This window comes from Saccharothrix sp. AJ9571 (assembly GCF_021725495.1).
Lineage (GTDB): Bacteria > Actinomycetota > Actinomycetes > Mycobacteriales > Pseudonocardiaceae > Amycolatopsis > Amycolatopsis magusensis.
In genome coordinates this window covers 9,842,718-9,864,935 of sequence record NZ_CP091382.1, presented here as the reverse complement: position 1 = coordinate 9,864,935, position 22,218 = coordinate 9,842,718, and the positions used below count along the sequence as shown (strand labels likewise).

The following is a 22,218-nucleotide window of genomic DNA, read 5'->3' as shown; positions in this document are numbered from 1 at the left end:
GCCGCGACGATCGCGGTGCGGGTCAGAGCGCGGCCAGTTCGTCGGTCAGGTCGTCCAAGCCGAGGGAGCCCGCCGACAATGCCGCCATGTGCCAGGCCTTGGCGTCGAAATCGGCCCCGCGGGCGGTGCGGGCGGCATCGCGGCCCGCAAGCCAGGCTCGCTCGCCGAGTTTGTAGCTGATCGCCTGACCGGGGCGGCCGAGGTAGCGGGTGATCTCGCTGTCGATGTAGGCATCCGGTTCGCTGCTGTATTCGGCGAACAGCGCGCGGCCGAGCTCCGGCGTCCAGCGCTGCCCGGCGCCGACCGGTGAGTCGCCGGGGATCGGCAGTCGCAGGTGCATGCCGATATCGATGACCACCCGGATGGCCCGGAGCAGTTGTCCCTCCAGGTAGCCGAGCCGGGCGCCGGGCTCGCGGAGGTAGCCGAGTTCGTCCATCAGCCGCTCGGCGTAGAGGGCCCAGCCTTCGGTGCACGCGCTGACCGCGCCGATGCCCGCCTGGAAGACCGAGAGCCGGTCGCTCAGGTGTGCCCACTGCGCCAGTTGCAGATGGTGCCCGGGCACGCCCTCGTGGTACCAGGTGCTGATCAGGTTCCACAGCGGGAAGCTGGTCCGGCCGAGCGTGGGCAGGTAGGTACGGCCGGGGCGGCTGAAGGACCGGTCGGGGCGGACGTAGTACGGCGCGGCGGCGCTGCCCGTGGGCGCCTCGTGTGCCTCCACCCGGCGGATCGGCTCGGCGAGGTCGAAATGCGTGCCGTCGAGTTCGGTGATGGCCTCGTCCATCAGCGCCTGCAGCCGGGCGAGGATGGCGGGGACGCCCTCGATGCGCTCGGCGTGCTGGTTGAGGTGGGCCATCGCGGCGGCGACCGGGGCGCCGGGCAGGACCTTCGCGGCTTCCTCGGTGATCTCCGCGCGCAGGCGGTGAAACTCGGTCCAGCCCCATTCGTAGGCCTGGGCCAGGTCGAGGTTCGCGCCGGTCCACTGGCGGGCGGTCACCTGGTACCGCTCGGCGCCGACACCGTCCGGCGTGCCCTCGGTGCGTGGCAGGTAGTCCTCGGCCAGCCACCTGCTCAGCTCGCGCACGGCTTCTCCGGCTTCTTGGGCGGCCCGCTCCAGGTCGGCGCGGAGGGAGTGCGGGAGTTCGGTTTGGGTGGCTTGTGTGGCTTGGGTTGCGAACTCGGCGAACCAGCCACTCCCGTCGGCGACCGCGGCCCAGTCGCCCAACTGCCCAGCCACCGTACGAACCTGCCGCGGCGCCGCGGTGAGCCCCTTCGCGGCCCCCGCCCGCAGCGACTCGGTGTAGCTCGCCAACGTCGCCGGCACATTGGCCATCCGCCGGGCGATCACCGCCCAGTCGTCGATGCCGGCCGTCGGCATCATCGCGAACACCACCCGCGTGACGTGCACCGGCCCGAGGATGTTGGACACGTCACGAAGGTGCTCACCGGACTCGCTGACCGCCAAGTTCGATCCGAGCCGCTCACGCAGGAGCCGCGCACACCGCCGCTCGTCAGGATCTCCGGGTTCCGTCCCGGTCAACTCGCCAAGCTTGGCCAAGGTACGACGGTCGAGTTCGTCGCGAGCTTGGTGCCCGTCGGGGGAGTAGTCAGGCAGCCGGTCCTCACCGGGCCGGAGTCCGGTCATGGTGCCGATGATCGGATTGAGCTCGGCCAGGTCGTCGGCATAGGCGTCGGCGAGTTCGCGGATCGCGCGGACTGGGTTGGACATGGGCTCCATCGTGGCCCAGAAGACCCCCTCTGAGCCAGGTGCCGCGAAAGACCTGGTTGCCCCCCGTTACCTTTTTCGTAGTTCCTGATCAAGGAGCTGTGGTCGCCAGGTTCGGCATGACTGATGCCCCCAGTCGAGTCCATGATCCGGGGGGTGGTGTCACTGGGCCTGGCGGCATCGAGGGACCGCTGATAGGGACACGGCCACCCCGCCGGGTAGGTCTCGTCGTAACGTGGGTGCCGGCCATCGATGCCTGACCGGCGACCACCCGCGACGGACGAAAGACGCGTGCATGAGCAGCAGTTTCGGCGTGTTCCTCGGTCTTGACGTCGGCAAAGAGTCCCACCACGCGGTGGGCCTGGACCCGGCCGGGAAGAGGCTGCACGACGGCCCCTTGCCCAACAGCGAACCCAAACTGCGAGCGCTGTTCGACAAACTCGCCAGCCACGGGCCGCTGCTGGTGGTCGTCGATCAGCCCGCGACGATCGGCGCGCTGCCGGTCGCTGTCGCACGAGCCCACGGGCACCAGGTCGCCTATCTGCCCGGACTGGCGATGCGCCGGATCGCCGACCTCTATCCCGGGCGGGCGAAGACCGACGCCCGCGACGCGTTCATCATCGCTGATGCGGCCCGCTCGCTGCCCCACACGCTGCGCCCGGTCGACGTCGGTGATGACACCCTGGCCGAGCTGGAGGTGCTGGTCGGCTTCGACGACGACCTGGCCGGTGAGGCCACCCGCCTCGGCAACCGCATCCGCGGGCTGCTCACCGGCGTCCATCCCGCCCTCGAACGCGCGATCGGCCCGAAGATCAGTCATCCGGCGGTCCTGGAAATCCTGTCCCGCTGCGGCGGCCCCACCGGAATCCGCAAGGCCGGGCGCCGCAAACTCACCGCGATAGCGAAGGCCCACGCCCCGCGCATGGGCGACAAACTGGTCGAGGCGATCATGACCGCGCTCGGCGAGCAGACTGTCACCGTCCCCGGAACCACCGCCGCGGACACCGTGCTGCCCAGACTCGCCGACAGCCTGAAAACCGTGCTCCAGCAACGCACACAGCTCGCCACCGAGGTCGAGGAGATACTCGATGCGCACCCTCTTGCCGGGGTCCTGACCTCCATGCCGGGCATCGGGGTCAGGACCGCCGCCCGCATCCTGCTCGAAATCGGCGACGCCTCCAACTTCGCCAGCTCCGCACACCTGGCCGCCTACGCCGGCATCGCCCCGGTCACTCGCGCCTCGGGCACCAGCATCAAAGGCGAACACCCCGCCCGCACCGGCAACCGCAAACTCAAACGCGCGTTCTTCCTCGCCGCCTTCGCCGCACTGCACGATCCGGCCAGCCGCACCTACTACGACCGCAAAAGAGCCGAAGGCAAGAAACACAACGCCGCCCTCATCTGCCTCGCCCGACGCCGCTGCGACGTCCTCTACGCCATGCTCCGCACCGGCACCCACTACCGACACCCCGAACCAGCCCACACCGCGGCAGCCGCTTGACAAACCCATAGGGACACCCCCCCCGGCCGGTAACCTTCCATCTCGGCGGCTCCCCCTCCCGCACCCGAACCCCACACTCAGACACCCGAACCCCACGCTTGGGAAGGCGAGTTCCACGCTCAGGCATCCGAGTTCCACGTTCGGATAGGCGAACCCCACGTCCAGGCAGGCGAACTCCACGTTCAGGCACGCGAGTTCCACGTTCGGGCAGGCGAACTCCACGTCCAAGCGAGCGAACCCCACGCCCGGGCGGCGAATCCGAGTTCGGGCGGGCGAAGCCGATGGCCGGCGAACATGTTCCGCACTCACCTACCCCGGCTCACGCAACCGGTACGGACCACCCGCATCCCAAGCCCGCCCCTCGCCAGGGCCGAACTCGGCTGCCTGAATGTGGAACTCGACTACCTGAGTGCGGGGTTCGGCTGCGGGAGCGTGGGGTTCGGCTTCGTGAGCGGAGCGGCCCGTGAAGCTCGCACTGGTTGCCCGAGTTGTATGGAATTTGGATGGCTGAATGTGGAACTCGGCTGCGGGGGTGCGGGATTCGGGCGCGCGAATGTCGAACTCGGTTGCGTGAACGTGGGGCTCGGGTGCCTGAATGTGGAATTCGGGTGCTCGAGTGTGGAACTCGGCTTCGGCAGTGTGGGGTTCAGGTGTATGAGTGCGGGACTCGGCTCCGCGAGTGTGTGGGGATTGGGCGCGCGAATGTCGAACTCGGGCGCGCGAACGTGGGACTCGGCTTCGCGAACGTGGGGTCGAGTGCGCGAACGTAAGGTTCGGGTGTCTGAATGTGGAACTCGGCTGAGCGTGGGGTTCGGCTTCGTGAGTGGGGGCGGGGCCCGCGAAGGTCGGACTGGGGCACCCGAGTGTGGGGTTCGGCTGCCTGAATGTGGAATTCGGCTTCGCGAACGTGGGGTTCGGCTGCGGGAGTGTGGAACTCGGGTGCCTGAGTGTGGGGTTCGGGTGCCTGAGTGTGGGACTGGGGTGCGCGAACGTGGGGTTAGGGGTGGGGGGTGGGGTGGGGGCGGGCTTGGTGGAAGAGGTAGGCGGAGGCGGCGAAGAGGGTGGTGAAGAAGGCGTTCAGGCCCAGTAGTTCGAGGACGGAGGTGGCGGGGGAGTGGTGTTTGCCCAGGGCGAAGGCGATTACGGCGACCACGGCGGTGGCGGCCGCGGTGGCGAGCAGGGCGCGGGACATGCCGGCCGGGCGGAAGCGGGCGGCGAGGGTGCCGACGACGCCGACGGCCAGTACGCCCAGGTACATCAGGTCGGCACGGTCGCCTTCGACGCCGATGAGGCCGACCGCGCCCAAGCCCCACAGCAAGGTCAGCGCACCGAAGAGGGCGACGACGACGGCGGATCTGTAGGCGGTCTTCTGCTTCTTCATCACGTTCTCCGGTAAAGGGATCTCGAGGTGGTGGCTTCGCCAGGAGAAGTCGGCCGGGAGGCCGCGGAGCATGCGGGACAGGACGCCGAGCGCGATGCGGCTGTCACCGACGCCGGTGGCTCGTTCGTGCGCGAGGTGGTCGTGCAGGTCTGCGTCGATCTCGGCGATGCGTCGTCCGGCGATCGGGGTGGGCAGGTCCCTGGTGTAGAACCGCACCCAGCGGCCCACTAGCTCGGCCGCGCGTTCCGGCGTCATGCGGACTCCGGGGCGATGCGCGGCGCGAACCGGGGGGCCCGGTCGGCTTGGGCTTGGGCGGCCACTTGGGCTCCCTTCGGGGTGAGTTCGTACAGGCGTCGGCGTGGTCGGCCCTCGGCTTCGGCCGCGTCCTCCCAGGTGGAGGTGAGCAGGCCGAATTCCTCCAGCCTGCCCAGGGCTTTGTACAGAGTTCCGTGGCTGGTCAGCGCCGATGATCCGCTCTGCTCCCGCATGACCTGCGCGAGACCGAACCCGTGGAAGGTGTTCTGTCCCGGACGTTCGGCCGACAACGCGGCTGCGAGGATTTCGGTCTCGAGAGGCAGCAGGCTGCCCGGCTTCCGGCGCGGCATGGGACGAGTATAGGAAGATATCTTCCGATAAGTCAACGTCCTTGGTGGGAGCCACCGAGGAGGGCTTCGGCGCGCAGTGCCGCCTGGGTCCGGCTGGTCACGCCGAGCTTGGCCAGGACGTTGCCGACGTGCACCTTCACCGTGCGCTCGGCCAGTCCGAGGCGGCGTGCGATGTCCCGATTGGACAGTCCGGAACCCAGGAGTGACAACACTTCCCGCTCACGGGGTGTCAATCCGGGATCAGGGTCGCCACACAGCGTCGCCGCGGCGGACGGGCTGATCACGGTGATCCCTGCACAAGCACCACGAACGGCGGCGGCCAGTTCCGACCCCGTGGCGTCCTTCACCACGAACCCGGCGGCACCCCGGGCCAGCGCCTGCCGGATCTCGTGCCGTCGCCCGATGGTGGTCAGCATCAGCACGGGAGGCGGCTCGGCCAGCCGCTCGCGCAGCGCCCGCAGCGTCTCCAGGCCGTCCATCCCGGGCAGGTAGAGGTCGAGCAGGACCACGTCGACCGGTTCGCCGGAAGCCAGGTACGCCAGCAGTTCCGCGCCGCCGGCGCACTGGGCGGTCACGGCGATGCCCGGCTGCGCGGCCAGCACCATCGCCAGTCCTTCCCGGACCAGCGCGTGGTCGTCGACCACCACGACACGAACCACGGAGATCACCTCGATGCCCCGCACTCTACTGTCGGGACGTGCTCAGTCAGTTCCGCGCCCGCTCGGACCTCGGCATGATGGTGCTGGTCGGGGCGCTGCTCTGGGCCAGCGGCCTCGGCACGGGGAGCTGGCAGGCGGTGCTGGCGGGCGCCGTGCAGTTGCTGCCGCTCGCCGTGCGGCGGCAGGCACCCGGCGTCGTGCTCGCGGTCGTCGGTGCCGCGACCGTGGCCCAGCTGCTCCTCGGCTCACCCCGCAACGTCGCGTACGTGCCCGTCCTGCTCGGCCTCTACACCGTGGCCGCCGCGCCGCGCCAGGCCGTGCGCTGGGGCGTCGCCGGTGGGGTCGCCGCGGCGGTGGCGGTGGTGATGGGCGAGGTCAAGGGCCTGGTGGAGGGCACCTTGCTGGCACTGGTGGTGTTCGGCCTGGCGTGGACGCTGGGGCTGGAACGACGGCGGCACGTGGCTGATCGTGCGCGGCTCGCCCGGCACGGCGTGGAGCGCGCCGCCGCGGAACGCCGGGAGCGCACGGCAAGGCGGCTGCACGACACGCTCGCCCACACCACCACGGTGATGCTCGTGCAGGCCGAAGCGTTGCGCGCCACCAGCGAACTCAGCGGTCCCGACCGCGAGCGCGTCGACGCGATCCTCAGCGCGGGCCGCGAAGCGCTCACCGAGGTGCGGCAGACCCTCCGGGACCTCGCGGAGGACGACGAGCACGTCGGCGCGGTGACCGCCGAGCTGCCCGAACTGCTGGAACGCTTGCGTGCCGCCGGTCTCGTGCTGCCGGACGAACCCGTGCGGCTGCCGGAAGGGGTCGCCGGGGCGCTGGCCGGGCGGGTGATCGCGGAGGCGGCCACGAACGCCCTGCGGCACGCCGGTCCCGGCACGCGGGTCCGGATCAGCACCCGGATCCGCGACCGCGAGTGGCAGGTGGAGATCGTCAATGACCTGCTCTCCCTGACAAAATCGAGAGACGGCAGCGGTTTCGGGCTGGCGAGCCTGACCGCCGAACTGGCGGAGCACGGCGGACGGCTGGAAGCCGGCCCGCGTGGACGGCGCTGGGTGGTCCGGGCGGTCATCCCCGTGGGTGTGCCAGCAGTTCCGACACCGTGACGAACCGGTAGCCGAGTCCCCGCAACCGCTGGACCAGCGGGGCGACGGCCTGCCTGCTCGTGGTCCGGCTCTCGTACATGGCGTGCAGCAGGATGATCGAGCCGGAGCGCGTGTGCTCGGCGGCGTGCTCGACGATCCCGGACGGGCTGGCGGCGACCTCGGCGTAGGAGTCCGGCTCGACGTCCCACATGATCGTCCTGCGCTGCCGCTGGGAGAGGTAGTGCGGCAGTGCCAGGAACTTCTTGCCATTGGGCGGGCGGAAGGTGATCTCGCCTCGGTAGCCGGTCTGCCGGATCAGCGCGTCGGTGCGTTCCACTTCGTCGGCCACCGTGCTCGGGGTCACGAACACCATGCGCTCGTGCGAGTAGCTGTGGTTGCCGATCTCGTGCCCCGCCTGCGCGATCCGCGCGCCCAGGTCCGGTTGCCGCTCCAGTTCCCGGCCGGTGAGGTAGAAGGTGGCCGGGACATCCGTGGTGGCCAGGGTTTCGAGCAGTTCGCCGGTGCCCGCCGGGTCGGGTCCGTCGTCGAAGGTGAGGGCCACGAGTTTGTCCGGCAGCTCCACGCGGTGGGTGAGGCCGCCGAAGAACTGGAAGGTGCGGGCGCTGACGAGGACGTTGAGGCCGTAGGCCGAAGCGGCCAGCACGGTGGTGACGATCAGGCCGAGCACCACCAGTTTGCGGGCACGCGGCGAAGCGGGGAGGACGCGCATGCGTGCAGGGTGGTGGTTCCGGGCAGCGGCGCGGAAGCGGCCTTGGTACTAGTACCTACGTCCTCGCCGGGCGGCGGGGGCGCATGATCAGCGCCGCGACGTAGTAGGTGCAGGGGATGTCGCCGGGATTGGCGTAGCCGTGGGGCGCGTCGGCGGCGAAGTAGAGCGAATCGCCGGGTTCGAGCCGGTGTGCCGCGTCGCCGACGGTGAGGCGCAGGGCGCCCGATTCCACCACGACGAACTCGTGCGAGCCGGGAGCGTAGGCGGGGAACACCCCCGCGTCGCGACCGGCGGGCAGCGTGGTGCGGACCCATTCGAAGTTCACGCCGGGAACCACCGGAGTGAGGATGGTGCGCTGCCAGCCACCGGGTTCGTCGATGACGTCCTGCTCGGCGGCCCGCCGGAGCACCACGCGCCGGGGTGTGGCCAGCAGGCCGGCCACGGGCACGCCGAGGCCGTCGGCGATCCGGGCGAGCACGACGATGGTGGCCGCCTTCTGCCCACGCTCGACGGCGGACAGCATGCCGGTGCTCACCGAGGCGGAGCCGGCGAGGTCCTGCAGCGTCCAGCCGCGCTCGGTGCGCAGGCTCTGGATGCGCGCGCCCAGTTCTCCGAGGTCCACGATGTGCACTATAGTGCATGAATGTTCACTATAGAGAAGGCGGCCGTCCGATCGGTGAAGGACGCCGACCTGGACGCGGTGGCGGCGATCTTCGGCCACTACGCCGAGCACACCACGGCCACCTTCGAGACGGTTTCGCCGAGTGCCGTGCAGTGGCGGCAGAAAGCCGAGGAGCTGACCGGACGCGGCTTGCCGTTCCTGGTGGTGGAGGTCGAGGGAGCCGTGGCCGGATTCGCTTACGCGGCACCGTGGCGGACCAAACCGGCCTATCGGCACACGGTGGAGAACACGGTGTACCTGGCGCCGGAGTGGACCGGGAAAGGGTTGGGGCGGTTGCTGCTGGACTCCCTGATCGAGCAGTGCCGTGAGGCCGGGATGCGCCAGGTGATCGCGGTGATCGCCGGAGATGGGGCTTCGGTGGCGCTGCACCGGAAGTGCGGGTTCACCGAAGCCGGGGTCCTCCGGAACGTCGGGTTCAAGCTCGAGCGGTGGCTCGATACCCGGTTGTTCCAGCGGGAACTGTGAGGTGACCGTCGATCAGCCCGGCCGCGGTGACGGCAGCCTCCGCCACGGCGGTGGGGCGTGCGCCGGTCTCGTGCAGGAGCGCGGCGGTGCGGAAGACCAGGAGCAGGTGCCCGGCCAGTGCGGCCGGGTCCGGGGCGCCGGCTTCGGCGGCCAGCTCGGTCATGCGGTCACTGAGCGTGTCCTCGTGTCGCTGGATGACCTGCTGGCTGAACGGGCCGGTCGGCGGAACCCCGGCGAAGGTGCAGCCGGTCAGCGCCGGGTCTTCGGTGCACACGCGCAGGGTCTCGAACAACGCCAGCAGGCGGCGCTTGCCGTCCGTCCCGGCGGCGGCGATTTCGCGGTCGAAAACGGCCTGCCAGCGGACATCCCGGCCGTCCAGGTACGCGGCGTGCACCGGGTCGCCCGGGCGTGCGGGCACCGGCAGGCCGTGCCGGATGGCGTTCCCGGCGTGGATCCCGTAGGCGAAATCCTTCCAGAAGGTGACGATCGCCTTGCGCATCTTCCCCATCCTCTCCGTCGCTGTCGGATGGATCGAGGATGTCGCGGATCCCGTCCGGGCGACACGGACGGTGACGACAACTACCGCTGAGATCCCGCCACCGCGGCTGCCGCCCGGTCCAGGTCTTCGAGGAACTGGGCGCGCCGGTGCGCGGGGATGGCCTCGGTCAGGCGCTGGTCGATCGAGTAGACGGCCGAGCGCGCCTGGTCGAGGCGGTGCTGTCCGGCGTCGGTGAGGCGGGCGGGCAGTGCGCGACCGTGGTCGCTGGTGGCGGGCCGCGTGATCAGGCCCTCGGCTTCGAGGCCGCGCAGCACGACGTTCATCGACTGGCGCGTGACGAAAGTGCCCCTGGCCAGTTCGGCGTTGGACAGGCCGGGTTGCTGGTCGAGCAGTTCGAGGCAGGCGTACTGCGGCACGGTCAGTCCGTGCGTGCGCAGGGCCTTGTCCATGGCGCCGCGCAGGGCGGCGGCCGCGCCCTTCAGGCGGTAACCGAGGCGCTGGGTCACGTCGTCTGGCATGTCAGGAGTTTGACATACCTCCGGGCGCCGGGCTACCTTCGGCCATGTCAAAGTCCTGACACGTGGGAGGTTCCAGCAATGCTCACCGGACTCGATTTCGTCGCCCTCCAGGTGCGTGCGGTGGAGGACGCCGCCCGCTTCTTCGAAGAGGAGCTCGGCCTGCGCCGGACCCCCGCTTCACCGCCGGGAGCGGTCGTCTTCGCCACCACGCCGATCCCGTTCGCCGTCCGCGAGCCGCTGCCGGGAGTCGATCTCGACGCGCTCGAACGCCCCGGTGCCGGCGTCGCGCTGTGGTTCCGGGCGGACGACGCCCAGGCGCTGCACGACAAGCTGGCCGCCGACGGGATCACCGTGCTCCGCGCGCCGGAGACCGGTCCCTTCGGCCGGACCTTCACCTTCGCCGGTCCCGAGGGCTACGCCATCACCGTGCACGACGGCTGACCGGCTCAGCCGGTCGTGAGTCCACTGTGGAGGATCTCGCGCGTCCACTCCGCCCGCGGCTGGGTGTGCAGGTGCCAGTAGTGCTCGGCGATGTCGTCCGGGTCGAAGGCGGTGCCCGGCGCGACCGGCCCGGCCACGGTCACCGACGCGACGTGCACACCCGAGGGCCCGAACCGCTGGTCGAGCAGCTCGACCAGCGTGCGCACCCCGGCCTTGCCCAGGGAAAGGCTGGTGTAGTCGGCTTTCGGCTCCGGCATGCCGCCGGTGATGAGGAACGAGCCACCGGTCATCGCGGGCACGACGTGCGTGGCGGCGGTGAGCGCGCCGAGCACGTTGACCTTCCACGCCGCCAGGTGCTCGTCGACGCTCAGGTCGCCGGGTGCGTCGGGCTGGATGATGGCGGCGTTGTAGATCACCGCGTCCGGCGTGCCGAGCCGCTCGATCGCGGTGTCGAGCGCGGCACGCAGGGAGGTTTCGTCGCCGCTGTCGGCGGTCAGGATGTGCGTTTCGGTGCTGATCCCGGCGGCCACCGCGTCGAGCGTGGCCGCGGTCCGGCCGAGCAGCGCGACCGGCAGGCCCTCACTGGCGAACCGGCGGGCGACCGACCGGCCGATCCCCGGTCCCGCTCCGATGACGATGGCTCCCGGCATGACGACTCCTCCGTCGAAGATCAACCCGTGCTCGGCGATGGTAGGCCTTCACACCGATGTCAAGGTCAAAGCCGCTGTGGGCGGTGTGCGACACCACCCACAGCAGGCACCGGGTCAGCAGCCGCCGATGTACCAGGCGTTGGTGATGAAGCGGTCGGCCGGCGTGCCGTCCTCCAGGTTGGTGATGCCGGGGCCGACGCAGCGGTCCTTCTCCGCCACGCCCGCGATGAACCAGCGGACGCGGATGGTGATCCAGCCGCTGCCGCAGTGGTTGTACTTGGCCCAGCCGTCGACCACGCCGAAGCCGCAGCCCATCTGCGCCGAGACGTCGGCGGGCGCGGCCGGGGCCGCCACCGCGGGCTGGGCGGCGACCAGGCCGCCGCCGAGGGTCATCAGGCCGAGCGCGAGCGCGCTGACCGCACGTTTGATTCCCACGTGAAAGTTCTCCCCAAGTAGCCGGAAACACTGAGCGGCGGCGAGCCTAAAACAGCCCGGGGGCCGCTGTTCGCGGATTCAGGCCTCGGTGAAAGTGCCCGCCGGGCGCAGCAGGTCGTTGTCCAGCACGGCTTGGCGCGACAGGGTTTTGTACCCGACCTCGTCGAACAACACGGTGAGCCGGTCCTCGTCCACGGCCAGCACGGCTCCGCCGCCCCACTCCGCGTGGCTCACCCGGTTGCCGACCGGGAACTCGGCGGAGTCCGCCGGTGCCGCCGACGCGGTCCCGGCCTCGCACGTGTCGCACCAGCCGCACGGTTGCGCCAGCTGCTCCCCGAAGTAGGCCAGCAGGTGCCGCCTGCGGCAGTCCGTGGTGTCGGCGTATTCGCTCAGCACCCGGACCCGCGACTGGATCAGCCGCTGGTTCCGTTCGGCCACCTCCAGCGCCCGCTCGCGGGCCTGGTCCACCGGCAGATCCGGGTCGGCGTAGGCGAGTTCGCCGTGCTCGTCGGTGGTGACCGCACCGGCCTGTTCGAGGAGGTTGACCGCACGGGTGCGGCGCGCGGCCGGAGCGTCCACCTCTTCGGCCAGGTCCTCTGTGGACACCGGTTCGCCGTGGGACCGCAGTTCGCCGGCGACCGCGTCGACGGTGTCCTCCGGGGCCTTGGCCGCGGTCAGGAACCGTTGCACGCTCAGGTCTTCCGGCCGGTAGAACAGGACGATCCGAGCCGGTTCCCCGTCCCGTCCGGCCCGGCCGATCTGCTGGTAGTAGGAATCCAGCGAGTCCGGCGCGGAGGCGTGCACGACGAACCGCACGTCCGGCTTGTCGATGCCCATGCCGAACGCCGAAGTCGCCACCACGACGTCCAGTTCGCCGTCGCGGTACGCCTGGTGCACGCGCGTCCGATCGTCGCCGTTCATGCCCGCGTGGTAGGCCTCGGCGCGGATCCCGGACTTCGCCAGCTCGTCGGCGTAGAACTCGGTGTCCCGGCGGGTGGCCGCGTAGACCAGGCCACCCCGGGTGGCCGGATCCCCGGTCAGCGCCCGGACCTCGGCCAGCACGGCTTCGCGTTTGCCGTGGTCGTCGGTGTGGCGCCGCACCGCGAGGTGCAGGTTCGGCCGGTCGAAGCTCGCGATCACCTCCCGGTGCTCGCGCAGGCCCAGCCGCCGCACGATGTCCTCGCGCACCGGGGGCGCCGCGGTGGCGGTGAGGGCCACCACCCGCGGGTGACCGAGCCGGTCGATCACCGAGCCCAGCCGCAGGTAGTCCGGCCGGAAGTCGTGGCCCCAGGCCGAGACGCAGTGGGCCTCGTCGATCACCACCAGCGCCACGCCCAGCTCGGCCAGTTCCGCCACCACCTCGTCCTTGGCCAGCTGCTCCGGCGCGAGGAACAGGTAGGCCGCGGTACCCGACCGCACCGCCTCCCAGGCCTCTTCCCGCTCCTTGGCGCGTTGCGCGGAATTGATCGCGACGGCGTCGGGCACCTCGTCGCCGACGTTGTCGGCCAGGCCTTCGATCTGGTCGCGCTGCAGGGCGAGCAGCGGGGAAACCACCAGCGCCGGGCCGTCGAGCACCAGGGTGGGCACCTGGTAGATGGCCGATTTGCCGGCCCCGGTGGGCAGCACGGCCAGCACGTCGTGCCCGGCCACCACCGCCTCCATGGCTTCGAGTTGCTCGGCGCTCAGCTCCGGCCAGCCGAAGCACCGCTCGGCGAGCCGGCGCAGTTCCGCGGTGTGTTCGTCGCTCACCGCGGTCAGATACCACCGCGAACCGGCGGCAAACAGCCAGTGGTCCAGCGCACGCGGGCCCGCCGGTTCGATCGCCGGACCCCGGGTACTCGATGACCATGACCACCATGGGGGTCGAGGAGGAGTTCCTGCTCGCCCACGCCGAAAGCGGGATCGCCGCGCCCGTGGCCGACGACGTGCTGCGGGCGGCGGCGAACGACGTGGTCCGGCGGGAGCTGCGGGACACCCAGATCGAGGTGACGACCGGAATCTGCCGGACGGCCGCCGAACTGGAGGACCAGCTGATCGCCGGGCGCGAGCTGGTGGCGAAGGCCGCGGCCACCGCGGGCGCGGTGCCACTGGCCACCGGCACCCCGGTGTGGCCGTCACCGCCACCCAGCGCTTCGAGCGGGCGCGCCGGGGCGATCGACGAGCGCTACCGCGGGGTGGTCGACGACTACGAAGCGTGCGGTTGTCACGTCCACATCGGAGTGCCGGACCGCGAGCAGGCGGTGGCGGTGCTGAACCACCTGGGGCCGTGGTTGCCGAGCCTGCTGGCGCTTTCGGTGAACTCCCCGTTCCAGTCGGGCCGCGACACCGGGTACGGCAGCTGGCGCATGGTGCAGCAGTCCCGCTTCCCCGGTTCGGGTGTGGCACCGCACTTCGCCGACCTCGAGGCCTATGAGGGTGAGGTCTCGAGGTTGGTGGACTGCGGGGTGCTGATCGACAGCCAGATGAGTTTCTGGCTGGCGCGGTTGTCGGGAAAGTTCCCGACCATCGAATTCCGGGTGGCGGACACCGCGGGCACCGTCGGTGAGGCGCTGTTGCAGGCCTTGCTGGCTCGTGCGCTGCTGAGCACCGCGTTGTCCGATGTGGTCGCGGGACGCGAGGCACCCGCGTTTTCGCCCCAGGTCGCGGCCGCGGCGGTGTGGGCGGCGGCCCGGTACGGCCTGGACGGCCCTGGCGTGGACCTCCGGTCGGGGAGTCCGAAACCCGCCGCGCTCCTGGTCGCCGAACTGCTGGTGCACGTGCGGCCCGCGCTGGAGGAACACGGTGATCTGGCGCTGGTGAAACAGCTCGTCGAATGGGTACACCACCACGGCACCGGCGCGCGGCGGCAGCGCGAGGCCGGTCCGGCCGGGGTCGCGCGGCTGATGCGAATCCATGAAGTATCGAGGAGGTAAGGGTGGCTGTTCTGCCCACCGCACGAGGTCCCTTGTCCGCCAAGGTGATCAACGCGCTCAAGCACGACCGGCGGGACGAGGACCTCGGCGGCGTGAGCGCGGACGACCCGTTCTCCGAGGACGTGCAACTGGCCCTGCACACCTGCTACGAACTGCACTACCAGGGCTGGGACGAGGTCGACCCCGAGTGGGAGTGGGATCCTGGCCTGCTCCGGTTGCGGGGCGAGCTGGAGCGGATCTTCCTCGGCGGCCTGCGTTCGGCCGTGGCCGGTGGGTCCGATGTGGACGGGGAGATCAACGAGCTGCTCGTCGAACCGGTCGACGGCACCGGGGTGTCGCACCTGCTGCAGGACTCGGGGGAGTTGTGGCAGCTGAACGAGTACTTCGTGCACCGCTCGATCTACCACCTCAAGGAAGCCGACCCGCACGCGTGGGTCATCCCGCGGCTGCGCGGGCAGGCGAAGGCGGCGCTGGTGGCCGTGGAGTTCGACGAATTCGGTGGCGGGCGCGGTGATCGGGTGCACGCGCAGCTCTACGCGGACCTGCTCGACGCCGCCGGACTCGACTCCGGTTACCTGGCGTACCTGGAGAACGCGCCCGCGCAGATGCTGGCCGTGGTGAACGCCATGTCGTTGTTCGGGTTGCACCGCAGCCTGCGCGGCGCACTGGTGGGGCACTTCGCCGCCGCCGAGATCAGCACCGGGCCCAGCGCGCGGCGGATGGCGGCCGCGGTCTCGCGATTGGACGGTCCCGAGCCGTGCCGCCACTTCTACACCGAGCACATCGAAGCCGACGCCGTGCACGAGCAGGTGCTGCGGCACGACGTCATCGGCGATCTGCTCAAGCACGAGCCCGAACTCGCGGCGGACGTGGTGTTCGGCATCCAGGCCACGGAGTTCCTGGAGGGGCGGTTCGGCGAGCACTTGCTGTCCTCGTGGGCCGCCGGCCGCTCCTCCCTGCGGGCTCCGCTCAGCTGAGGGCGGGCCGGTCGGCGCGGATGACCACCAGCTCCTCGAACTGCTGACCCGGCTCGATCAGCCCGGTCCGTTCGAGGTAGCCGCGGCGTTCGCGCATGACCGGCCCGAACGGCTCCACGCAGCGCGCGGCCACCGATGCCTTCAACTCCCGCTCGCGCAACAGGTCCAGCGTCACCGCCGGATCGCACACGTCGGAGTGGACCATCAGCATCGTGCCGTCCACCTCGAGCAGGTCGTTCGCCCGCTCGCACAAGGCGTCGACATAGCGGCGGCCGTCCGGCCCGGCGTCCCACGCGCACGCCATCCCGCGACCGTGGTGGCGTCGCGGGTCGGCGGGCACGTACGGCGGGTTCGCCAGCACCACGTCGAACCGGCCCAGGGCGTCCCAAGTCGACAGATCGCCGCGCAAGGCCTTCAGCGGCAGCCGGTTCAGCCTGCCGTTGAGCCACGCGGTGAGCACGGCCCGGCGGCAGCGGTCGACCGCGACCACCTCGGCCGCCCCAGCACGCGCGGCGGCCATGGCGACGGCCCCCGATCCGGTGCACAGATCCAGTACCCGGATGCCCGGGCGGAACCCGGCTTCGTCCAGCGCCCGGGTCAGCAGGCGGGTATCCGTTTGCGGGCGGTACACGCCCGGAAGTCGCACAAGTCGTCGCACTTCCGGGAAGTACCACGCGAAAACCGAACGAAACTCACGCGTGGGCCGGGAGGCGGCCTCCACTTCGGAGTCCGCACGCCGGGGTCAGGGGACGAGCACGACCTTCCCGCTGGTGGCGCGGTTCTCCAGAGCGGCGTGCGCGGCGGCGGCTTCGGCGAGCGGGAAGGTCTGAACCGCGGGCACGAGCTTGCCTTCGGCCGCCGCGGCCAGGGCGCGGACGGTGAAAGCCGGGCTTTCTTCGCGTCTGCTGAGCAGCACCATCAGCGCGTTGGTCGTGGTCACGTTCCGAGCGGGGTCCGGCGTGAACTCGCCCTGGGAGGCGTTGCCGATGGTGACGTACCGGCCGCCGTCCGCGATCAGTTCGAAGGCGGCCTTGCCCTTGTCGCCGCCGACCCCGTCGAGCACCGCGGTGACCACCCGGTCGCCGACGGCCTTCTCCCAGTGCGGCTGGTTGTAGTCGACGGCCAGGTCCACGCCGAGCGCGCGCACGATCCCGACCTTGTCCGGGCCACCGGCCGCGCCGATCACCGTGGCACCGAGGTCACGCGCGTACTGGACGACCAACTGCCCGACGCCACCCGCGGCGGAGGTCACCAGTACCGTGTCGGCGGGCGTGAGCCGGGCGACGTCGAGCAGTTCGAGCGCGGTCGTGCCGGTGACCACCATGGCGACCGCGGCCTCGAAGCCCAGGTCGCCGGAGATCCGGTGCAGCGCGGACACCTCGGCGACGGCCAGTTCCGCGTACCCACCGGGACTGCTCGCGCCCACGACCACCCGCGTCCCCAGCCACGCCGGGTCCACGTCCGGGCCGACGGATTCGACCGTGCCCGCCACCTCACCGCCGAACACAGCGGGCAATTCGGGTGGCGGCGGGGACATGCCGATCGACAGCCCGGCCCGCATCACGGTCTCGATCAGGTGAACTCCGGCCGCGCGGACCTGGATCCGCACCTGCCCGGGCCCGGGCACCGGATCCGGGACCTGTTCGTAGCGCAGGTTCTCCGGCGGGCCGTATTCGTGCAACACCATCGCGTACATGGTGGTGAGTGAACAACCTCAACCAAGGTTCAGGTCAACCACCTCGTGGGTGCCCAGCCGGGCCGGGCACCCACGAGGGCCGGTCAGTCGGTGCCGAACTCCATGGCGGCGCGGTCCAGGATCTCGTCGCTGGAAGCGCGGCCGCGGGAGGCGATGGCCTCGGCGCCGCCCTCGGGCATCGCGCCGATCAGGCCGGTCGACGCGGCCTGCGCGGCCCCGATCAGCTTCGGGTGCGTGCTGCCGACCAGGCCGAGCCCGGCGTACTGCTCCAGCTTGGCGCGTGAGTCGGCGATGTCCAGGTTGCGCATGGTGAGCTGGCCGATCCGGTCGCCGGGACCGAACGCCGAGTCCTCGGTGCGCTCCATCGACAGCTTGTCCGGGTGGTAGCTGAACGCCGGGCCGGTGGTGTCGAGGATCGAGTAGTCGTCGCCGCGCCGCAGCCGCAGCGTCACCTCGCCGATCACCGCCGTGCCGACCCACCGCTGCAGCGACTCGCGCACCATCAGCGCCTGCGGGTCGAGCCAGCGGCCCTCGTACATCAGCCTGCCGAGCCTGCGGCCCTCGTTGTGGTACTGGGCCAGGGTGTCCTCGTTGTGGATGGCGTTGACCAGGCGCTCGTAGGCCGCGTGCAGCAGTGCCATGCCCGGCGCCTCGTAGATGCCGCGGCTCTTGGCCTCGATCACCCGGTTCTCGATCTGGTCGGACATGCCCATGCCGTGGCGGCCGCCGATCGCGTTGGCCTCCATCACCAGGTCGACGGCGCTGGAGAACTCCTTGCCGTTGATGCTCACCGGGCGGCCCTGGTCGAAGCCGATGGTGACGTCCTCGGCCGGCACCTCCACCTCGGGGTCCCAGAACCGCACGCCCATGATCGGGTCCACGGTCTCGATGCCGGTGTCGAGGTGCTCCAGCGTCTTCGCCTCGTGGGTGGCGCCCCAGATGTTGGCGTCGGTGGAGTAGGCCTTCTCGGTGCTGTCGCGGTAGGGCAGGCCGTGGGCCTGCAGCCACTCCGACATCTCCTTGCGGCCACCGAGTTCGGTGACGAAGGCCGCGTCGAGCCACGGCTTGTAGATGCGCAAATGCGGGTTGGCCAGCAGGCCGTAGCGGTAGAACCGCTCGATGTCGTTGCCCTTGAAGGTGGAGCCGTCGCCCCAGATCTGCACGTCGTCCTCGAGCATCGCCCGGACCAGCAGGGTGCCGGTGACCGCGCGGCCGAGCGGGGTGGTGTTGAAGTAGACGCGGCCGGCGGAGCGGATGTGGAACGCGCCGCAGCTCAGCGCGGCCAGGCCCTCCTCGACCAGTGCCGCGCGGCAGTCGACCAGGCGCGCGATCTCGGCGCCGTAGGCGGTCGCGCGGCCGGGCACCGAGGCGATGTCTGGCTCGTCGTACTGGCCGATGTCGGCGGTGTAGGTGCACGGCAGCGCACCCTTGTCGCGCATCCAGGCGACCGCGACCGAAGTGTCGAGGCCGCCCGAGAACGCGATGCCGACCCGTTCGCCGGTGGGCAGGGAGGTGAGAACCTTGGACATGGCAAGAGTATGCATCCAAGGGCATAATCATGCAAACCGGGGGTCAGGTTGTGGTGCGGGAGAACCAGCCCGCGTAGGTCAGGACCAGGCCCAGCACCGCGAGCGCGGCGAAGAACACCCGGGCCAGCAGCATCGCGGTCGGAGACAGCATGGTCGCCTCCACGCCCGACTCGATGGTCGTGGGGAAGGCGATCAGCAGGAAGCCCCGTAGTGCGACGAACCAGCCGAACAACGACACGGTGACCGCCAGCGGGCCGCGCCAGTTCCGGTGGCCGCCGATGATCACCAGCCCGGCGCCCAGCATGAGCGCGCCGAGCATCAGCATCAGCACCGGTTCGGCGAACAACTCGCCGATCAGCCCCTGCAACGCGGGCAGCCGGACCGCGTAGACGGTGGTGAACACGGCGACGTAGGGTCCGATGACCCTGGCGAACGCACGGGTGCGCTGGTGCGCGGTCATGGCTGTCTCCTAACTTCGGTAACCCGCCTGGTGGCAGACGGCACGCAGGAAGCGTTCGCACTCGGCCGCCGAACAGGTGTCCGGCCGCGTGGCCAGGTGCTGCCAGCCCGCGCCGGTGAGCAGGTCGAGCAATATCGCCGGATCGGTGTCCTCGGGGAGCTGTCCCCGTTCTCGGGCTTGTTCCAGCACGGCCAGCCGGGCGTCGTCGCGGGCCTCGCCGAACTGGCTCTGGTAGGCGGCGGCCAGCTCGGGGTAGTCCTCGATCGCGCCGTAGAGCCGCCGCAGGAGACGACGCTGGGCGGGGTCCGCGAGCACCTGTGCCCACGCGGTGAGCAGGTGCTCGAGGTCGCGAATCTCCGGCTTCCGCGGCGGACCGCCGTAGGCCGATTCGATCGTGGCCAGCAGCAGGCGGGTCTTGTCGGGGAAGCGCCGGTACACCGTCGCCCTGGTGACCCCGGCGCGCTTGGCCACCTGCTCGATGCTGAACGCCTCGGCCCCACGCTCCAGGAACAACTCCAGTCCGGCGGCCAGGATGGCCGCGTCAGCCTCCTTGCTCCGGGGACGCCCAGCGGTACTCATGGCACTTACAATACAGTACAGCCCTGTATTGTAAAGCAGCCGTCGCCCCTCGCTGACCGCCCCGAATGCTATGAGTGGGGCATTACTAGCGTTCAGCGCAAGTAATGCCCCACTCATAGCGTCCGTCAGCTCCGGCTGGACACGAATGTGGCGTTGGGGGCCGAATCCGCCCCCAAAGCCACATTCGTGTCCTGGTCGGGGGCGGCGAACGTGGGGTTCGGCTGCGGGAGTGTGGAACTCGGCTGCCTGAGTGTGGGACTCGCCCGGGATGGGGGCGGCGCGTAAATCTGTTGCTGGGAGTGCGTGCGGGCGGCGATCATCGCGGCATGGGGATGTCTGTTGACGGTCGTGCCGGTATCGACGCTGCGCTGGTGCGGCGCCTGATCGCCGCGCAGTTCCCGCGGTGGAGCGGTCTGCCGGTGACGCCGGTCGAGGTCGACGGCTGGGACAACCGGACCTACCGCCTCGGCGACGAGATGACCGTGCGGTTGCCCACCGCGGAAGGCTACGTACCCGCTGTGGCCAAGGAAAACGAGTGGCTCCCGCGGCTCGCGCCCGCGCTTCCGGTGGCTGTGCCGCGAATACTGGGCGAGGGTGTGCCGGGGGAGGGCTATCCGTACCCGTGGTCGATCCGCGGCTGGCTACCCGGTGAGACCGCCAGCCTCGAACGGATCGACGACTTGCCCGCGTTCGCCGTCGTTGTAGCCGAATTCATCCGCGCGCTCCAGCGCTGCGACACCACCGGCGGACCGCTCGCCGGCGCGCACAGTTTCTACCGTGGCGCCTCACCCGCCCGCTACGACGAGGATACCCGGCGCTATCTGTCCATCTTGGACGGTCACGTCGACACGGAAACGGCCGCGCGCGTCTGGGCGGAAGCGCTGGAGGCCGAGTGGACCGGCGAGCCGGTGTGGTTCCACGGCGACATCGCTCACGGCAACCTGTTGGTGGACAACGGGAAGCTCACCGCGGTAATCGACTTCGGCACCTCGGGCGTCGGCGATCCGGCCTGCGACCTGGTGGTCGCCTGGACCCTGCTCGACCGCGAAAGCCGCGAGGCCTTCCGCGAGGCGGTCGGCCAGGACGAAGGCGCCTGGGCGCGGGCGCGCGGCTGGGCGCTGTGGAAGAACCTGCTGATGCTGGCCAAGGACCCGCAGCGGCCCGATCAGCGCCACGTGCTCGGCGAAGTGCTCACTGGTTGACCAGCGCGCTGCGCCGGAACTCGCTCGGGTTGGCGCCCCGGACCCGTTTGAACGCCGCGCTGAACCCGAACGGGTCGGAGTAACCGACCGTCCGGGCGATGTCCGCCACGGTCGCGGCGTCCTGCTCGACCAGCAGGTCCGCGGCGAGCGTCATGCGCAGGTGGGTGAGGTAGGTCAGCGGTGGTTCGCCGACCAGTTCGGCGAACCGCTTGGCCAGTGTCGACCGCGAGACCCCGGTGCGCTCGGCCAGCGTGGCGACCGTCCACGGTGCCGCCGGTTCGGCGTGCAGCAGGCGCAGCGCGTGGCCGACCACCGGGTCCCGCTGGGCGGCCCACCAGGCCGGGGGCTCACCGCCGGGCCGGTCGAACCACTCGCGCAGCGTGCAGACCAGCATCCAGTCCAGCAACCGGTCGAGCACCACCTGCTGGCCCGGCGTGTCGACGGCGAGCTCGTCGGCGAGGTGGTCCAGCACCGGATCGGACGTGCCCCCGGCGGGAACGCGCAGCACGACGGGCAGCGCGTCCAGCAGCCGGCGGCTGAGTTCGCCGCGCACCGGGTAGGCGCCGACGATCAGGGTGGTCGCGCCGGGGCCGTCGCCGTCGCGATCGTGCCAGCCGAGCCGGTGCCGGGTTCCGCCCTGCTCGGGTGTGGCGCAGTGCTCGCCGCACGCGACCGGTTCCGCTGCGGTGCCGACCTCGTCGACGAAGGTGAACGTCTCCGGCCCGCGCACGATGATCGTGTCGCGGGCGCGCAGCGGCTCGGGTGGACCGTGCTCCGGGACGATCCAGCCTTCCCCGGTGAGGACCGTGCACAGGGTCAGCGGCGCGCCGTCCACGAAGTGCAGCGCCCAGGGCGGGGACAGGGTCGAGCTGCCGAACAGCGAGCCGTGGGCCCGCACCCCGCGGATCAGGTCACTGAAAGCGTCCACCCGGTCAGTTTAGACGATCACGCAGGTATTCCGGCTTCTTACCCATGGGCTCGTCCGAGCCGGCCGTGTTCAATCGAGGTCATGAGCACCGACAACACTCCGCTGACCGCCCAGGACATCGAATTCCTCAAGCGCCCCCTGCACGGCTTCCTGACCATGGCCGGGGGCCCGGTGCCACCCCAGCCCCGGCCGGTGTGGTTCGAGGTCACGGACGAGGGCACGGTCCAGCTGTTCACCGCGCCGGACTCGCTCAAGGTGCGGCACCTCCAGCGCGACCCGCGTGCTTCGCTCGTCGTCGCGGCCCCGGTGGGGGAACGGGAGCGCTGGGTCTCGGTCGCCGGCCGCGCCACGGTGGAACCCGAGGGCGCGCACGAACTGGCCACCCGCCTGGCGGCTCGCTACTGGGACCAGGACGAGGACCCCGCCCGCGCCGACGACCTCGCCGAAATCCTCGCCACGGACCAGGTTCGCCTCGTGATCCACCCGGAGAAGGTGAAGCGCGAGGCCTTCTGACCCGCCCGTCGCCCACCACCCTCAACGGAGCTGCGCGCGGTC

General features: G+C 70.7%; 25 protein-coding genes. 8 read left to right on the top strand and 17 right to left on the bottom strand.

Features of this window, described 5'->3' with window-relative positions; genetic code table 11:
• Positions 1 to 22: 22 nt before the first annotated feature.
• Positions 23 to 1,726 carry a DUF885 domain-containing protein gene (locus tag L3Q67_RS44975; RefSeq protein WP_499187480.1) on the bottom strand — a complete coding sequence of 568 codons (1,704 nt, stop codon included), beginning with the start codon at positions 1,724 to 1,726 and terminating at the stop codon, positions 23 to 25.
• A gap of 292 nt (positions 1,727 to 2,018) precedes the next feature.
• On the opposite strand from L3Q67_RS44975, the gene L3Q67_RS44970 reads away from it, so the two are divergent.
• Positions 2,019 to 3,224 (top strand): IS110 family RNA-guided transposase, encoded by a 1,206-nt coding sequence (locus L3Q67_RS44970; protein WP_209663709.1) that lies wholly within the window; start codon positions 2,019 to 2,021, stop codon positions 3,222 to 3,224.
• Between the two features lie 997 nt (positions 3,225 to 4,221).
• Here the strand turns inward: L3Q67_RS44970 and L3Q67_RS44965 are convergent.
• From L3Q67_RS44965 to L3Q67_RS44955, 3 genes are read right to left on the bottom strand one after another with little or no spacing between them, the layout of a single operon-like run.
• Positions 4,222 to 4,860, bottom strand: coding sequence for a hypothetical protein (locus tag L3Q67_RS44965; RefSeq protein ID WP_499187479.1), 639 nt, complete (start codon positions 4,858 to 4,860; stop codon positions 4,222 to 4,224).
• The gene (locus L3Q67_RS44960; RefSeq protein ID WP_499187478.1) at positions 4,857 to 5,210 is read right to left on the bottom strand and encodes a PadR family transcriptional regulator; all 354 of its coding nucleotides are present in this window, start codon (positions 5,208 to 5,210) and stop codon (positions 4,857 to 4,859) included. Before L3Q67_RS44960 ends, L3Q67_RS44965 begins: the two co-directional genes overlap by 4 nt.
• A 32-nt stretch (positions 5,211 to 5,242) precedes the next feature.
• Positions 5,243 to 5,869 carry a transcriptional regulator gene (locus L3Q67_RS44955; RefSeq protein ID WP_499187477.1) on the bottom strand — a complete coding sequence of 209 codons (627 nt, stop codon included), beginning with the start codon at positions 5,867 to 5,869 and terminating at the stop codon, positions 5,243 to 5,245.
• Between the two features lie 38 nt (positions 5,870 to 5,907).
• Between L3Q67_RS44955 and L3Q67_RS44950 the strand changes: the two genes are divergently transcribed.
• A complete protein-coding gene (locus L3Q67_RS44950) occupies positions 5,908 to 6,981 on the top strand; it encodes a sensor histidine kinase (RefSeq protein ID WP_499187476.1) in 1,074 nt (357 codons plus the stop codon).
• Here L3Q67_RS44950 and L3Q67_RS44945 read toward each other — a convergent pair.
• Together L3Q67_RS44945 and L3Q67_RS44940 are read right to left on the bottom strand one after the other, a co-directional pair.
• Complete coding sequence (locus L3Q67_RS44945; protein WP_499187475.1) at positions 6,944 to 7,690, bottom strand: polysaccharide deacetylase family protein; 747 nt, start codon at positions 7,688 to 7,690, stop codon at positions 6,944 to 6,946. The two genes, L3Q67_RS44950 and L3Q67_RS44945, sit on opposite strands and share 38 nt — an antisense overlap.
• Positions 7,691 to 7,745: 55 nt before the next feature.
• Complete coding sequence (locus L3Q67_RS44940; RefSeq protein ID WP_499187474.1) at positions 7,746 to 8,312, bottom strand: helix-turn-helix domain-containing protein; 567 nt, start codon at positions 8,310 to 8,312, stop codon at positions 7,746 to 7,748.
• A gap of 21 nt (positions 8,313 to 8,333) precedes the next feature.
• Between L3Q67_RS44940 and L3Q67_RS44935 the strand changes: the two genes are divergently transcribed.
• Positions 8,334 to 8,837 (top strand): GNAT family N-acetyltransferase, encoded by a 504-nt coding sequence (locus L3Q67_RS44935; protein ID WP_499187473.1) that lies wholly within the window; start codon positions 8,334 to 8,336, stop codon positions 8,835 to 8,837.
• Here the strand turns inward: L3Q67_RS44935 and L3Q67_RS44930 are convergent.
• Both L3Q67_RS44930 and L3Q67_RS44925 read right to left on the bottom strand, forming a co-directional pair.
• Positions 8,788 to 9,336: a hypothetical protein gene (locus L3Q67_RS44930; RefSeq protein WP_499187472.1), complete on the bottom strand. Its 549-nt coding sequence runs from the start codon at positions 9,334 to 9,336 to the stop codon at positions 8,788 to 8,790. The two genes, L3Q67_RS44935 and L3Q67_RS44930, sit on opposite strands and share 50 nt — an antisense overlap.
• Before the next feature lie 80 nt (positions 9,337 to 9,416).
• Complete coding sequence (locus L3Q67_RS44925) at positions 9,417 to 9,854, bottom strand: MarR family winged helix-turn-helix transcriptional regulator (RefSeq protein ID WP_499187471.1); 438 nt, start codon at positions 9,852 to 9,854, stop codon at positions 9,417 to 9,419.
• 78 nt (positions 9,855 to 9,932) lie between these two features.
• Between L3Q67_RS44925 and L3Q67_RS44920 the strand changes: the two genes are divergently transcribed.
• Positions 9,933 to 10,295, top strand: coding sequence for a VOC family protein (locus L3Q67_RS44920; protein WP_499187470.1), 363 nt, complete (start codon positions 9,933 to 9,935; stop codon positions 10,293 to 10,295).
• 5 nt (positions 10,296 to 10,300) lie between these two features.
• Here L3Q67_RS44920 and L3Q67_RS44915 read toward each other — a convergent pair whose 3' ends face one another.
• The 3 genes from L3Q67_RS44915 to L3Q67_RS44905 form a co-directional block, all read right to left on the bottom strand.
• Positions 10,301 to 10,945 carry a Rossmann-fold NAD(P)-binding domain-containing protein gene (locus tag L3Q67_RS44915; RefSeq protein WP_499187469.1) on the bottom strand — a complete coding sequence of 215 codons (645 nt, stop codon included), beginning with the start codon at positions 10,943 to 10,945 and terminating at the stop codon, positions 10,301 to 10,303.
• Positions 10,946 to 11,059: 114 nt separating this feature from the next.
• Positions 11,060 to 11,380: a DUF6355 family natural product biosynthesis protein gene (locus tag L3Q67_RS44910; protein WP_209665035.1), complete on the bottom strand. Its 321-nt coding sequence runs from the start codon at positions 11,378 to 11,380 to the stop codon at positions 11,060 to 11,062.
• A 78-nt stretch (positions 11,381 to 11,458) separates the two neighbouring features.
• Positions 11,459 to 13,129, bottom strand: coding sequence for a RecQ family ATP-dependent DNA helicase (locus L3Q67_RS44905; protein WP_499187468.1), 1,671 nt, complete (start codon positions 13,127 to 13,129; stop codon positions 11,459 to 11,461).
• Between the two features lie 98 nt (positions 13,130 to 13,227).
• On the opposite strand from L3Q67_RS44905, the gene L3Q67_RS44900 reads away from it, so the two are divergent.
• Together L3Q67_RS44900 and L3Q67_RS44895 are read left to right on the top strand one after the other, a co-directional pair.
• Positions 13,228 to 14,292 (top strand): carboxylate-amine ligase, encoded by a 1,065-nt coding sequence (locus tag L3Q67_RS44900; protein WP_499187467.1) that lies wholly within the window; start codon positions 13,228 to 13,230, stop codon positions 14,290 to 14,292.
• A 2-nt stretch (positions 14,293 to 14,294) separates the two neighbouring features.
• The gene (locus tag L3Q67_RS44895; RefSeq protein ID WP_499187466.1) at positions 14,295 to 15,269 is read left to right on the top strand and encodes an iron-containing redox enzyme family protein; all 975 of its coding nucleotides are present in this window, start codon (positions 14,295 to 14,297) and stop codon (positions 15,267 to 15,269) included.
• On the opposite strand, the gene L3Q67_RS44890 is transcribed toward L3Q67_RS44895, so the two are convergent.
• The 5 genes from L3Q67_RS44890 to L3Q67_RS44870 all read right to left on the bottom strand — a co-directional run bounded on the left by L3Q67_RS44890 (position 15,262) and on the right by L3Q67_RS44870 (position 19,533).
• Positions 15,262 to 15,900 carry a class I SAM-dependent methyltransferase gene (locus tag L3Q67_RS44890; protein WP_499187465.1) on the bottom strand — a complete coding sequence of 213 codons (639 nt, stop codon included), beginning with the start codon at positions 15,898 to 15,900 and terminating at the stop codon, positions 15,262 to 15,264. The two genes, L3Q67_RS44895 and L3Q67_RS44890, sit on opposite strands and share 8 nt — an antisense overlap.
• Before the next feature lie 111 nt (positions 15,901 to 16,011).
• Complete coding sequence (locus L3Q67_RS44885) at positions 16,012 to 16,956, bottom strand: MDR/zinc-dependent alcohol dehydrogenase-like family protein (RefSeq protein WP_499187464.1); 945 nt, start codon at positions 16,954 to 16,956, stop codon at positions 16,012 to 16,014.
• 92 nt (positions 16,957 to 17,048) lie between these two features.
• Complete coding sequence (gene argG / locus L3Q67_RS44880; RefSeq protein WP_499187463.1) at positions 17,049 to 18,494, bottom strand: argininosuccinate synthase; 1,446 nt, start codon at positions 18,492 to 18,494, stop codon at positions 17,049 to 17,051.
• Between the two features lie 43 nt (positions 18,495 to 18,537).
• Positions 18,538 to 18,954: a hypothetical protein gene (locus tag L3Q67_RS44875; protein WP_499187462.1), complete on the bottom strand. Its 417-nt coding sequence runs from the start codon at positions 18,952 to 18,954 to the stop codon at positions 18,538 to 18,540.
• Between the two features lie 9 nt (positions 18,955 to 18,963).
• A complete protein-coding gene (locus tag L3Q67_RS44870; protein WP_499187461.1) occupies positions 18,964 to 19,533 on the bottom strand; it encodes a TetR/AcrR family transcriptional regulator in 570 nt (189 codons plus the stop codon).
• 326 nt (positions 19,534 to 19,859) lie between these two features.
• Between L3Q67_RS44870 and L3Q67_RS44865 the strand changes: the two genes are divergently transcribed.
• Positions 19,860 to 20,735 carry an aminoglycoside phosphotransferase family protein gene (locus tag L3Q67_RS44865; RefSeq protein ID WP_499187460.1) on the top strand — a complete coding sequence of 292 codons (876 nt, stop codon included), beginning with the start codon at positions 19,860 to 19,862 and terminating at the stop codon, positions 20,733 to 20,735.
• Here L3Q67_RS44865 and L3Q67_RS44860 read toward each other — a convergent pair.
• Positions 20,725 to 21,663 (bottom strand): AraC family transcriptional regulator, encoded by a 939-nt coding sequence (locus tag L3Q67_RS44860; RefSeq protein ID WP_499187459.1) that lies wholly within the window; start codon positions 21,661 to 21,663, stop codon positions 20,725 to 20,727. The two genes, L3Q67_RS44865 and L3Q67_RS44860, sit on opposite strands and share 11 nt — an antisense overlap.
• A gap of 81 nt (positions 21,664 to 21,744) precedes the next feature.
• Here L3Q67_RS44860 and L3Q67_RS44855 point away from each other — a divergent pair, with 81 nt between their 5' ends.
• The gene (locus L3Q67_RS44855) at positions 21,745 to 22,176 is read left to right on the top strand and encodes a pyridoxamine 5'-phosphate oxidase family protein (protein WP_499187458.1); all 432 of its coding nucleotides are present in this window, start codon (positions 21,745 to 21,747) and stop codon (positions 22,174 to 22,176) included.
• The last annotated feature ends 42 nt before the right edge of the window (positions 22,177 to 22,218 follow it).